General features: G+C 40.6%; 13 protein-coding genes, 1 tRNA gene, 1 other RNA gene and 1 other annotated feature. Of the genes, 4 read left to right on the forward strand and 11 right to left on the reverse strand.

Annotated elements, in window-relative coordinates; genetic code table 11:
• Positions 1-368: 368 nt before the first annotated feature.
• From ACIQXN_RS21095 to tadA, 7 genes are all read right to left on the reverse strand, one after another.
• Positions 369-632 (reverse strand): pro-sigmaK processing inhibitor BofA family protein, encoded by a 264-nt coding sequence (locus ACIQXN_RS21095; protein WP_402971409.1) that lies wholly within the window; start codon positions 630-632, stop codon positions 369-371.
• Positions 633-742: 110 nt separating this feature from the next.
• The gene (locus tag ACIQXN_RS21100) at positions 743-961 is read right to left on the reverse strand and encodes a YaaL family protein (RefSeq protein ID WP_402971412.1); all 219 of its coding nucleotides are present in this window, start codon (positions 959-961) and stop codon (positions 743-745) included.
• A gap of 20 nt (positions 962-981) precedes the next feature.
• Positions 982-1,578 carry a recombination mediator RecR gene (recR, locus tag ACIQXN_RS21105; protein WP_402971415.1) on the reverse strand — a complete coding sequence of 199 codons (597 nt, stop codon included), beginning with the start codon at positions 1,576-1,578 and terminating at the stop codon, positions 982-984.
• A 59-nt stretch (positions 1,579-1,637) separates the two neighbouring features.
• A complete protein-coding gene (locus tag ACIQXN_RS21110) occupies positions 1,638-1,955 on the reverse strand; it encodes a YbaB/EbfC family nucleoid-associated protein (RefSeq protein WP_402971444.1) in 318 nt (105 codons plus the stop codon).
• Between the two features lie 21 nt (positions 1,956-1,976).
• Positions 1,977-3,665: a DNA polymerase III subunit gamma/tau gene (gene dnaX, locus ACIQXN_RS21115; RefSeq protein ID WP_402971418.1), complete on the reverse strand. Its 1,689-nt coding sequence runs from the start codon at positions 3,663-3,665 to the stop codon at positions 1,977-1,979.
• A 161-nt stretch (positions 3,666-3,826) separates the two neighbouring features.
• An RNA gene (gene ffs, locus ACIQXN_RS21120) (signal recognition particle sRNA large type) lies at positions 3,827-4,091 on the reverse strand.
• Between the two features lie 144 nt (positions 4,092-4,235).
• Positions 4,236-4,745, reverse strand: coding sequence for a tRNA adenosine(34) deaminase TadA (gene tadA / locus ACIQXN_RS21125; protein WP_402971421.1), 510 nt, complete (start codon positions 4,743-4,745; stop codon positions 4,236-4,238).
• A 141-nt stretch (positions 4,746-4,886) separates the two neighbouring features.
• Between tadA and ACIQXN_RS21130 the strand changes: the two genes are divergently transcribed.
• The 3 genes from ACIQXN_RS21130 (at position 4,887) to ACIQXN_RS21140 (ending at position 6,897) form a co-directional block, all read left to right on the forward strand.
• Entirely contained in the window at positions 4,887-5,435 is a 549-nt protein-coding gene (locus tag ACIQXN_RS21130; protein ID WP_402971424.1) for a cysteine hydrolase family protein, read from the forward strand.
• 153 nt (positions 5,436-5,588) lie between these two features.
• Positions 5,589-6,248 carry a deoxynucleoside kinase gene (locus tag ACIQXN_RS21135; protein ID WP_402971427.1) on the forward strand — a complete coding sequence of 220 codons (660 nt, stop codon included), beginning with the start codon at positions 5,589-5,591 and terminating at the stop codon, positions 6,246-6,248.
• Positions 6,226-6,897: a deoxynucleoside kinase gene (locus tag ACIQXN_RS21140; protein WP_402971430.1), complete on the forward strand. Its 672-nt coding sequence runs from the start codon at positions 6,226-6,228 to the stop codon at positions 6,895-6,897. The genes ACIQXN_RS21135 and ACIQXN_RS21140 overlap by 23 nt, the downstream gene beginning before the upstream one ends.
• A gap of 117 nt (positions 6,898-7,014) precedes the next feature.
• Here the strand turns inward: ACIQXN_RS21140 and ACIQXN_RS21145 are convergent.
• From ACIQXN_RS21145 to guaB, 4 genes are all read right to left on the reverse strand, one after another.
• Positions 7,015-7,107 (reverse strand) — tRNA-Ser (locus tag ACIQXN_RS21145).
• 131 nt (positions 7,108-7,238) lie between these two features.
• Complete coding sequence (serS, locus tag ACIQXN_RS21150; RefSeq protein WP_402971432.1) at positions 7,239-8,519, reverse strand: serine--tRNA ligase; 1,281 nt, start codon at positions 8,517-8,519, stop codon at positions 7,239-7,241.
• Positions 8,520-8,583: 64 nt separating this feature from the next.
• Positions 8,584-8,810: a binding site (T-box leader), on the reverse strand.
• A 67-nt stretch (positions 8,811-8,877) separates the two neighbouring features.
• Complete coding sequence (locus tag ACIQXN_RS21155; RefSeq protein WP_402971435.1) at positions 8,878-10,194, reverse strand: D-alanyl-D-alanine carboxypeptidase family protein; 1,317 nt, start codon at positions 10,192-10,194, stop codon at positions 8,878-8,880.
• A 174-nt stretch (positions 10,195-10,368) separates the two neighbouring features.
• Entirely contained in the window at positions 10,369-11,832 is a 1,464-nt protein-coding gene (gene guaB / locus ACIQXN_RS21160) for an IMP dehydrogenase (RefSeq protein ID WP_402971438.1), read from the reverse strand.
• Between the two features lie 112 nt (positions 11,833-11,944).
• Between guaB and ACIQXN_RS21165 the strand changes: the two genes are divergently transcribed.
• Positions 11,945-12,925 (forward strand): YaaC family protein, encoded by a 981-nt coding sequence (locus tag ACIQXN_RS21165; protein WP_402971441.1) that lies wholly within the window; start codon positions 11,945-11,947, stop codon positions 12,923-12,925.
• Positions 12,926-13,033 lie beyond the last annotated feature (108 nt).

The following is a 13,033-nucleotide window of genomic DNA, read 5'->3' on the forward strand; positions in this document are numbered from 1 at the left end:
AAATGTTTGACTTGCTCATTTTGCTTTTTTAATAGTGTGTGCTCACTCAAAATTTACGTTGGCGCTTTGTTTTGTTCAGTTTTCAAAGAGCAATTAACTTCAAGCGCTTATCTCGTAAGCGACTTTATTATCTTACCAGACATTCAACATCTTGTCAACATTTACTTTCAATGTTTTTTATTGAATGTTTATTTATTTGTTGTCGTTGTTGCGACTCCTAATATATTATCAGGTTGTTTTATATCCGTCAATAGTTTTTCATTATTTTATAGAAACATAATCACTCCACTATTACTTCCAGTAAATAGATAGAAGCTTCAAGGCATTTCCCTAGAAGCTTCTACAGCATCTACATTCCCTTTATTCCCCTATACAATCCAATACCCGATGGCCGCTAATGCGGCAACACCAGGTATTCCAAGTAATCCAGCAACTGCTGAGGTCACTAAATTGATTGGCACATGAATTCCTGCTTGGTTGCCTATCATGTTAAGAAAAAATAAAAAAGCAGCTCCTATGATGATTTTTATGATGCCTTGTCCCAAAAGTCGAATCGGTTTCAAAGGGGCCCCTATGATCAAAAGTGTTAGAATCAAACCTCCAATTACGGCTACAAAGACAACAGGTTCCAAACTCATACCTCCCCGCAAGCTTGTATTACACTTATATGTAGCATGAAAAGGATAAAGAACCTGCCCCATAAAAAAATGGTTATAAGGAGATCCCTTATAACCACGGCTTATCATCTTTGTATACGAACATTTCTTCTTTTCACTTCTCTAAATAAATAGAAATATTTAACTTCTGCTAGCCTCGTTTGTGCTATCACTTCAACAGATGGGTCTACACTTTTTTCAAGCAAGGACTTTTGGTTATGCCAATTCTTTTTTAACTGTTCAAGTTCCACAATCAACGCCTCATTATATTCATTTCGAAGCCGCTTTTTTTTACGAAAGAACACGTGAAGTCCTCCAAGCTATCTTATATTTCTCTTCTTCCTTCTATTGCTTTTGATAGCGTCACTTCATCTGCATACTCCAAGTCCCCTCCAACTGGAAGACCGTGTGCAATCCGTGTCACCTTAATTCCTGATGGTTTAAGCAAGCGGGAAATATACATGGCAGTCGCTTCCCCTTCAATATTAGGATTCGTGGCTAATATGACCTCCTGGACCGTTTCATCTTGCAGGCGCTTTAATAAATCAGGGATATTTATATCTTCCGGACCAATACCATCCATTGGGGAAATACTACCGTGCAATACATGATATAGACCATTGAATTCCCTCATCTTTTCCATGGCTATCACATCTTTGGGATCTTGTACGACACAAATCAAATCTCTATCTCTTTTTTGATCCTCACAAATATAACAAGGATCCTGGTCCGTTATGTGACCACACACCGAACAATACATTAGATTCCGCTTAGCATTCACTAACGCCTTTGCAAAATCCAAAACAGTGTCTTCCTTCATGCTCAGCACATGAAAGGCTAATCGAGCCGCTGTTTTCGGCCCTATCCCCGGCAACTTCATAAAGCTGTCGATAAGCTTGGAAATCGGTTCTGGATAATGCATCAAATTCCTCCTAAAATTTCAAAAGAAACCCCCTGAAAGGAAGTTTCTTTTAAACTTGCTTAAAACATGCCTGGAAGGTTCATTCCCTTGGTGAATTGTCCCATCGTCTGGCTTGTCAGGTCTTCTGCTTTTTTCAAAGCATCATTCGTAGCAGCCAACACTAAATCTTGTAACATATCGATATCGTCCGGATCAACAACTTCCGGCTTGATAATGACATCTACAATCTCTTTATGCCCTGTTACGACAACCGTTACCATTCCGCCACCAGCCGTGCCTTCAATCTTCTTTTCACCTAGCTCTTCCTGTGCTTCCGCCATTTTCTTTTGCATTTTTTGCATTTGTTTCATCATATTTTGCATATTACCGCCACGCATTCCCATTTTTCCTACCTCCAATTATTCTTTAATTTCAAGCAAGTCATCCCCGACTAACTTTCTAGCCTCAGCTATAAAAGGGTCTTCTTCTTTTGATTCCGTTTCTTCTGGACTTTCAAACTGCTGTGTCGAAATGAAATCCTCCCGCAATCTCTGCCACTGACTCTCCGGAACTCCGGCTATCTCCATATGATGGCCAGTTAATTGCTGCATGATTGAGGCGATCACTTCTACGAAACGGTTATTTTCCATTGCCATCTGACAATGGATATCATATTTGAATTTTACCACAAAAGCCTCTGTGGACGCAGCAACAGGTTCCGCTTCCGTCAATAGAGCCGCGAGCGACTTTTGATTCTGGTGTCCTAACTGTTCAAGCACTTCTCCCCATTTACTCTTCACGACTTGTAAATCTGGTTTTGTCGCTTGTTTTAGGACTTGGTTGATTTTCCCCGTCGGTGCTTTATACGATTTTTTTATCGACCGTTGAGCCTTCGCCTGTTCTGCCGGTTTTTCTGAAACGGCAGCGGAAATCCCATTTTGCTGCAGATCACGCATTTGCTTCTCCAACGCTTCTATCTTTTGAAGCAATTGTTGGACCTTCTCATTGTCCATGTCATTAGGCTTTTGCTCATTACATAATTTCACTAAGGACACTTCAAGGAATATTCGTGGATGGTTCGTCCATTTCATATCTTGTTGGGTTTGGTTGAAGCTTTCAATAATCGAATAGATCGATTTAGAAGGAATCACTTCTGCCAACTCCTTGAATTGCGGATCAATCAATACCCGTTCAAATGATTCGGCAAGTGCTGGCGCTGCCTGAAACAGGAGCATATCACGGAAATAGTAAATCATATCTTCTATGAAACGGGCAGGATCTTTCCCCATAGCCAATAATTCATCAAGGACTTCGAGAGCCACTGCAACTTCCTTATCATAAATCGCTTTTGCCAACCTACTTAAGAATGACTGGGACACAGAACCCGTTACCGTTAAAGCATCTTCTACCGATACTGTCTCAGAACTGAACGATATAGCCTGATCAAGTAAACTTAATGCATCCCGCATCCCGCCTTCAGCCGCTCTGGCTATGATATGGAGTGCCTGCTCATCACATGAGATTTCACTCTCATCAATAATTTGCGACATTCGCCCGACAATGTCCTGCGGCTGAATTCTTTTAAAATCGAATCGCTGACAGCGTGAAATGATCGTTAACGGAATTTTATGAGGTTCCGTCGTCGCTAAAATAAAAATAACGTGCTTCGGTGGTTCTTCCAATGTTTTTAGTAACGCATTGAAAGCCCCTTGTGAAAGCATGTGTACCTCATCAATAATATAAACTTTATATGTAACCGCATTCGGTGCATATTTTACTTTATCTCGAATGTCCCGGATTTCTTCGACGCCATTATTGGATGCTGCATCTATTTCAATAACATCTGATATGGAGCCATCAGTGATCCCGCGGCAAGTAGCACATTCGTTACAGGGTTCACTTGTAGGCGCAAGCTCGCAGTTCACTGCTTTTGCAAGTATTTTAGCTGCACTCGTCTTCCCTGTCCCACGCGGTCCCGAGAATAAATAGGCATGAGAAACCTTTTGCCCGACTAGAGCATTTTGCAACGTTTTCGTTACATGTCCCTGTCCAACAACATCAATGAATTGTTGTGGCCGCCACACCCGGTATAATGCCTGATACCCCACGGAAATCCCTCCTTATTTTCTCCATCATTTTTATTATACCGCACTCTCCTTCATTTCAAAAACCATTAAAGAAAAATGCTGAGATTGAATGATTTTACCTTCTTAACGCGCAAAAAAACTCACCCTTAACGAATGAGTTTTTTGATTATGTAAAATAACTGCCGTGCACCTTCTGTCGATTAGCAACCATAAGCGTTACTTAAGCAGTTAGCTCAGCCCAGGCAACCCTGCGGCACATGAGAACTTCCACTTAATGCTGCTTCCTTCCGGACCTGACATGGTTCATGGAGACCCATTGCGCAGGACCCGGGCGTCAACACCACTTACTTAAGGCAGACCCTACAGAATGCTAACCTCGAGAAGGAATTCAACCTCGCTAGAGCGGATTGCGAGTACAGGGCACCGCTACCTCCCCGTCTAGCACGGCAAATTTGATACCAATATTCATAGCGTCACTACGACGCATATCTTATTATACTAAGGTAATAAAAAAAACGCAAGTGTTGTTCATGGAACTAGAATGAACTCCATCTTTAGGAATTGATAAAGCTCGATTTTAGTATAAAGGCTTCAATTTCTCGTTTCACTACTACCATTAAGGGCGTTTGCTCGTTTCAGTGCTTTCTTTCGACTCCTCAGCTCTTTAAAGAAAGCTGTTAAAATCCCTCCACACTCTTCCTCTAGCACACCGCTCGTAACCTCGCATTGATGGTTAAAGCGCTGATCTTGGAGTAAGTCCATAAAGGTCCCGGCACAGCCTGCCTTGGGATCATGGGCACCAAACACGACCCGTTTCACCCTCGACTGGAGAATCGCGCCTGCACACATCGGACAGGGTTCTAGGGTGACGTAAAGGGTGGCCTCTTCAAGCCTCCAACTCCCACGTTTCCCACATGCCTCATTAATCGCAAGCAGTTCTGCATGAGCAGTGGCATTCTGCTCCGTTTCCCGCAAATTATACCCTCTAGCAATTATTTCATCATTTATCACAATCACGGCCCCGATTGGCACTTCATTCAGCATTCGTGCCTTTTCGGCTTCCCCCAATGCCACATTCATATAATATGCATCATCTCTCATGAAAAAACCCCCTTTTGCTAAGTAGGAGTAAACAGACAAATATAAGACAAAATAAAGGTCAACTACTTATTCTAATGAATAGTACCGCAAGCAGCTACCTGTCGCAAGTAATTTTGCATACTTAAGGAGGATACGATACATATGAACCGACCTACTTCCCCTTCCTTTGCCTTACTCATAATCGACATGATCAATGACTTTAATTTCAGTTATGGTGACCTGCTCCTTGAACATACCAGATCGATCATGGAACCCATTACCGAATTAAAAAAATACATGAAGAAAAATGGCTATCCTATCATTTATATTAACGATCACTATAACTTATGGCAGGCCGATTACGATAAAATTATCGAGACCTGTAAAAACGGGAAAAATGATGAACTAATAGATAGAATTAAACCAGAGCAAGACGAGTTTTTTCTAATCAAGCCGAAACACTCCGCCTTTTATGGAACCGCCTTGAACACTTTACTCCATCAACTTCAAGTAAAGCGTTTGATTCTCACAGGCATTGCCGGAAACATCTGTGTACTTTTCACAGCCAATGATGCCTATATGAGGGAATACGAATTATGGGTTCCAGAAGATTGCATCGCTTCTGCTTCTAAGGACGATAATCAATATGCATTGACGATGATGAGCCATGTCCTCAAAGCTTCCACCAAGAAAAGTTCATTGGATTTTTAATCCTTTGTTTTCCCATTCCACTCACAAGCCAATCGCTCCAAATTGGAACCAACAAAATATCACAGAATCCGTCGAGTTGTGATACAATATCTTTTGGCTGAAAAACCTAACAAACATTTCAGTCCGATACCTCATTGAAGGAGGACAGAATGGATGAAAACCACCCCATTTATCACTGTCGAAGGACCAATTGGTGTGGGAAAAACATCACTTGCCAAAGCAATCTCCGATCATTTTAACATTTCTTTATTGAAGGAAATCGTTGATGAAAATCCATTTCTCGGGAAATTTTACGATAATATCGATGAGTGGAGCTTTCAAACAGAGATGTTTTTTCTATGTAACCGTTATAAGCAATTAGAAGATATTGAAACGAAGTTCCTCACCAATGAACAAGCCGTGGTGGCTGATTATCATATATTCAAGAATTTAATTTTTGCGGAACGAACCTTAAAAAACGAACAGTACAATAAATACATTGAAATATTTAATATTTTGACTCGGGATATGCCCAAGCCAAATATGGTGATTTATTTGAATGCTAGTTTGGATACACTTTTAACTCGAATCAGTAAAAGGGGACGAGAATTCGAAAGAAATATTAGTCCCAGCTATCTCCAACAGTTATCCTCGGATTATCAAGTTTTCATGGAAACATTCGAAGAACAGCACCCAGACATACCTGTTCTCACATTCAATGGGGATGATTTGGACTTTGTCGGAAACAAAGACGATTTAAACATGATGATAAACCAAATAGAGAATTCCCTGCAAAAAGGAGTACTATCACATGAACTTGCGAAAAAAGTATAATATCCCAAACAATGCTGTCATTACGATAGCCGGTACGGTTGGTGTAGGTAAGTCGACTATGACGAACGCCTTAGCGGATGCCCTACAATTTAGGACATCTTTTGAAAAGGTGGATGCCAACCCTTATCTAGATAAATTCTATGATGATTTTGATCGTTGGAGTTTTCACCTGCAAATCTATTTCCTTGCTGAACGGTTTAAAGAACAGAAAAAAATCTTCGAGTATGGCGGCGGTTTTATACAGGACCGTTCCATATATGAAGATACAGGCATCTTTGCAAAAATGCATTATGAAAAAGGAACAATGAACGAAGTGGACTACGAAACATATACAAGCTTATTCAATGCCATGGTCCTAACACCATACTTCCCTCACCCTGATTTAGTCATCTACCTTGAAGGCTCAATCGATGATATTCTCAATCGAATTCAAGTACGGGGACGTCCTATGGAGCAACATACACCGATTGAGTATTGGCAAGAGATGCATACTCGTTATGAAGAGTGGATCGATCAGTTCAACGCGTGCCCGGTCCTCCGTTTAAACATTAATGATTATGATCTTATGCATGAAGAGACGAGCATCGAACCTCTTATAAAACGGATCGGTGAATATATGGAACAAACCCGTTTACTGCGTAACAAATAAGAAAAAACCATTGGGTAGCCAATGGTTTTTTTGTTATAGCAAAATACAAAAATCCCGTTACATTTCTGTAACGGGACAACGATATCCAATTTATGCGCTGTGGTTATTAATAAGTTATGGAGGAGGTAGAGGGATTCGAACCCCCGCGGGATTTGACTCCCCTGTCGGTTTTCAAGACCGATCCCTTCAGCCGAACTTGGGTATACCTCCGTATCAACATTTATTATATTACACTGATTCATTATAGAAGTCAAGCGCACATGTAACATTTTTTTAAAATAATTATTAGAGGACCAGATTATCCATTTTAGACGTCTGGTCCTCTATAGATTTCACGAATATTACTTCGGTTTAATGATTTCCGCACCACGCATATATGGACGTAAAACTTCCGGAATGATCACCGTGCCATCTTCCTGTTGATAATTTTCTAAAAGAGCAGCAACGGTCCGGCCAATAGCAAGACCTGATCCATTTAATGTGTGGACATGTTCCGGTTTCCCTTTCGCCTCACGACGGAAACGAATATTGGCTCGTCTTGCTTGGAAAGCTTCAAAGTTACTGCATGATGAAATTTCCCGATACGTTCCGTAGCTTGGAATCCAAACTTCAAGGTCATATTTTTTTGCAGCGGTAAATCCAAGATCACCTGTACACATACTTAGAACTCGATAAGGTAACCCTAGCAACTGAAGGACTTTTTCGGCATGCCCTGTAAGCTTCTCTAGCTCTGCGTATGAATCTTCTGGTTTCACGAATTTTACCAATTCCACTTTATTAAATTGATGTTGCCGAATTAATCCACGCGTGTCCCGTCCTGCAGAACCTGCTTCTGAGCGGAAAGATGCACTATAGGCTGCATAGCTAATCGGTAGGTCATCCGCACCTAGGATTTCATCGCGATGGAAGTTGGTCACAGGTACTTCCGCCGTAGGAATCAAGAAATAGTCCTCGCTCTCGATTCTGAACGCATCTTCCTCGAACTTTGGCAACTGTCCTGTACCTGTCATACTTGCACGATTCACCATATAAGGAGGAAGCATCTCTTCGTACCCATGTTCTTCAACATGGAGATCCAGCATGAAGCTAATTAAAGCACGTTCCAAACGAGCGCCTAGGCCTCTATAAAAGACAAAACGGCTTCCTGTCACTTTAGCAGCCCTTTCGAAATCCAGGATTCCTAGATCACCTGCCACATCCCAATGGGGTTTAGGTTCAAATGAGAACTCAGGCAATTCCCCCCATTTGCGAATCTCCACATTATCATCCTCCGTCTCTCCGACCGGGACGCTTTCATGGGGAATGTTTGGTATAGAAAGAAGCAGCCTCTCTAACTGAGCTTCTACTTCTCGTAGCTCTTCATCATACCCCTTTATTTGGTCGCCAACCTCACGCATTTCTGTAATCAGTTGGTCTGCGTCTTTTTTCTCGCGTTTTAAAACAGCTACCTGCTGAGATACTTCATTTCGTTTACTTTTTAATTTTTCAGTATCGGCGATTAAAGACCGGCGTTTAACATCCAGTTCCTCGAATTTTCCAAGGTCAGTTAAATCTTCCCCTCTAAATTTCAGTACACTCTTTAACTCCTCAAAGTTATTTCTTACATATTTCAAATCCAACATTGTACTTCCTCCTTATTTACTGATGTTGTTTTATTCGAGAACGCAAAAAACTCCCGTCCCCTGAAGAAGGGACGAGAGTTAACCCGCGTTGCCACCCTAGTTGAAGGTATATGAAAAACACCTTCCACTTATCACGATAACGGCTTTTAGCCGAAAGTAATTACTAACCTACTAAAGGTGTTCCATACTTTACTCCAGGAGGGATTCATAAGACTCTCACACCGATTTTCACCAGCCACCGGCTCTCTTAAGAAAGAAGGACTTATTACTTTTTCCTGTCAAGGTTTTCTCGAAATCAAATTGTTTTCCATAATGTACTATAATTTTACACATTAAGCAACCATTTTATACACGAAAATCAAAACCAGCCTTTAACCGTAGATGAGACGCTGCTCCATACATCACCGAAGAATCCGCCTATCGCCCGCATTGATAATACAAACCAGTTAGCTTTCTCAACCGATTCAGCAGCGACTAAATCAACTTTTGCCGCGTCGCTAGTAATAAAACCATAATCTTTTCCCTGCTTAGGAGTGACTGTGATGTAACCAAGCTTTTCCCCTTTCTTTATCGGGGCGGTCAACTTACCATCTTTATTCAATTTACTTTTATCAATTACTACTTTAGTAGAATAGTTATCTTTTTCGCCATTTTTGACTAGCATTTCAATCGCTTTTTTTGATTGGATTTTAACGCTGTCTTCCTTACCTTTCAAGACTGATAGGGTTTCATTCCCCTTCACTTGGTAACTAGAAGGAAGGACCTGTTCTTTTTTGAATGTGCTATACGCATGATTCATCAACTTAGTGCTATCAGCGAAACGTTCATTTTTAGTAGTAGATTTCATTACTACTGTAATATAACGTTGTCCATCACGGATGACTGTTCCTGTATGAGCATACCCAGCAAAATCTGTGGAACCCGTCTTAAGACCATCTACGCCTGGGTATTCAAAAATCAGGCCAGGTAACATCCAGTTGAAGTTAGCATATTCTTTCCCATCTCGGAACTTCAGTTTGGGAATGCTGGCATAGTCCAGTACTTCCGGATAATCATTGATTAGGCGATAAGCGAGAAGAGCCGTATCCTTTGCTGTCATGACATTTTCTTCATCAGCTTTGCCTGTAGGGTACTCCCCTAAAAGATCTGTATTATTTAAACCACTTGCGTTAACGAATTTATAATCTTTCAATCCTAATTGTCCAGCTTTTTCATTCATCAATTTCACAAAATCTTTTTCACTACCAGAAATCAGCTGTGCCAGTGCTACCGTCGCAGCGTTTCCTGAATAGACAGCCATTGCTTGGTATAGTTCCTTAACCGTATAATCTTCGCCTTCAGTTAAGCCAACATTCGACAAGTTCGGTGCCTTTGAGAGATTGTGAACATACTTATTTATCTTAACCTTTTGATCCCAAGTGATTTTCCCATCTTCAATTGCTTCCATGATGATATACTCGGTCATCATCTTTGACATAGAAGCAATTCCTAAAACTTTATCGGCATTTTTTTCATACACGATTTGCCCTGTTACACCATCAATGATGATCGCTGCCTCTGCCTTTAAGCCTAAATCAGTTTCAGCTTGTGCTTTCTGTGGTTGATAGGCAAATTGCGACATAACAAGAACAAAGACAAAAGTGAAAATGAGAGTAATCTTGCTGATTTTTTTCAATTTCCAATACCTCCAACTATTAAGCTTATCTCTATAGAATGCAATAAATTCTATGTAATCCCCCTAGACACTTTGTCTAGTTTATCACAGAAAAAATAAAAAAAATAGACAGAGTAATCGAAGACCCTGTCTATTTTTACAATAAATTTTTTTGACAATCATATGTTAATTTTATTACATGGAATAATTGGGTGCTTCTTTCGTAATTTGCACATCATGCGGATGGCTTTCTCTTAGTCCGGCACCCGTCATCTTAACAAACTGAGAGTTTTCTCTCAACTCTTCTAATGTAGCAGTTCCGCAATATCCCATTCCGGAACGAATCCCACCGATTAATTGATAGATGGTTTCTGATAGTGGTCCTTTGTAAGGGAGTCTTCCTTCGATTCCTTCAGGGACGAATTTCTTATTATCTTCTTGGAAATAACGGTCCTTAGAACCCTTTTCCATCGCCGCAACAGAACCCATTCCCCGATACACTTTAAAACGACGCCCTTGGAATATCTCCGTTTCACCTGGGCTCTCTGTTGTTCCGGCTAACATGCTACCAAGCATGACGGCGTGTCCACCTGCAGCCAGCGCCTTCACGATATCGCCAGAGTATTTGATTCCACCATCCGCGATAATGGTTTTACCATGTTTTCTCGCTTCAGTGGCACAATCAAAAACAGCCGTTATTTGCGGAACGCCTACACCAGCCACTACCCTAGTCGTACAGATCGAACCAGGTCCTATTCCTACTTTAACAACATCGGCACCTGCTTCAATTAAAGCTTTCGTTCCTTCAGCGGTGGCCACATTACCAGCGATGATTGTCAGGGTAGGATGGGTTTCACGAATTTCTTTCACCATGGAAAGCACCCCAGTAGAATGACCATGTGCGGTATCTAGTACAATGGCATCCACTTGCGACTTAACAAGCATCTCCACGCGTTTCATCGTATCTTTAGTTACGCCAACAGCCGCCCCTGCAAGTAATCTACCTTGCATGTCCTTGGCTGAATTCGGAAACTCGATGACTTTTTCAATGTCCTTAATGGTAATGAGACCTTTTAATACACCTTGCTCATTTACTAGGGGTAGCTTTTCAATTTTATATTTTTGAAGAATCTTTTCAGCTTGTTCCAAGTTCGTCCCTACTGGAGCTGTCACTAGATTCTCTACTGTCATAACACTGGAAATTTTCAAGGAGAAATCGGAAATAAATCGCAAATCACGGTTTGTAATGATCCCAACAAGTTTTTGTTCCTCTTCATTGTTAACAACAGGTACACCTGAAATCCGATATTTACCCATTAAATGTTCGGCATCAAACACTTGGTGATCTGGTGTTAAGAAAAATGGATCCGTAATTACACCACTCTCTGAACGTTTTACTTTATCCACTAGTTCAGCTTGAGATTCGATTGACATGTTTTTATGGATGATGCCTAACCCACCTTGACGGGCCATGGCAATTGCCATTTCAGCTTCTGTTACGGTGTCCATCCCTGCACTGATGATAGGAAGGTTGAGCCTTAAATTTTCTGCTAGATTGACTTGAAGATTAACATCTTTCGGTAAAACCTCTGATTTCGCCGGAATTAATAGGACATCATCAAAAGTTAAACCTTCTTTTGCAAATTTATTTTCCCACATTTTTTTCCCCTCCTACTTAAAAATATTATTTGTAGGTTATCAATTGGTTATACTACTGTCAAGATAAGAATGAAATGTTTGACTATTCCATTAATTCAAAGGAGAACCCACGATGCCTGAAAACAATGATTATTTCGATAAATATACGCCTTTTTTTTCTGCTTCATCTTCCCAACTTTTTTTACAAAAATGTTATACATATGAAAAGATTGAAGATGCGGAAAAAAAAAGTTATGAAAACTGTTATCCATTTATATACCATATTGAGCATGCGAAATTATACTATACACAATCTGCTATAGCGCCACTTAGCCTACAACCAATATTGTCCTTTTATGGGTTTTCCCTTTTATTAAAAGCCTGTTTGCTTACCGTTAATCCTAACTATCCGGAGTCCACCTCTTTACTCGCTCATGGGGTCACCACAAGGAAAAGAAAAAAACAACAATATGACTTTTTAAAGGATGAAGTAAAAACACAAAAGAATGGACTTTTCACCTCGATTGCCGAAAACCTTTTCCATATCAAACACTTGGAAGGAGAAAAGTTTTCCATGGAATCTTTGCTAGCGGAAATTCCTGAAATGCAAACACTTCCATGGACTCATTCAAAAAAGAACTTCGTCTCCCTCATTCCTACCGACGATGGTATGGAGCTACCATCTTCTATACTTGATAGCTATCAGATGGCCTCCTCCCGTTTCTTAGAGTTTCTGAAGGTAAAAACAGATGAGGTATACGATTTGAAAGAATCGAATGGCAAGCTACTGATAAAAACAGATAAAGCTTTCAAATATAATGCCCCTTCTCCTGTACGATACAATACGGAGAAAGATCTTTTTATGCTTTCACTTAATAAAAATTCAGCAGTCTTTTCATTACCCGAACTTCTGATTCATTATTTAATTTCTTATAATCTTAGCATAATAGCCCGTTATGAAACAGAATGGTGGGCAGAACTCCTGAAAACCATGCCGAATGACGATTACCCTTCTATCGTCCAGTTCCTTATAGTAAGTCAAGCCAAAATGCCTTTTTTAGTGTTCCAGTGGCTTAAATCCGGAAGATTTAGCCCGCCTGATGATATTACCTAATATGGTTTTTTTACACACGAAAAAAGGCCAGCACGATGGCTGACCTTTCAAATGGCTTGGCGGCGTCCTACTCTCACAGGGGGAAACCCCCAACTACCATCGGCGCTG

The sequence above is a fragment of the Peribacillus sp. NPDC097295 genome, assembly GCF_044761665.1.
Taxonomy (GTDB): Bacteria; Bacillota; Bacilli; order Bacillales; family DSM-1321; genus Peribacillus.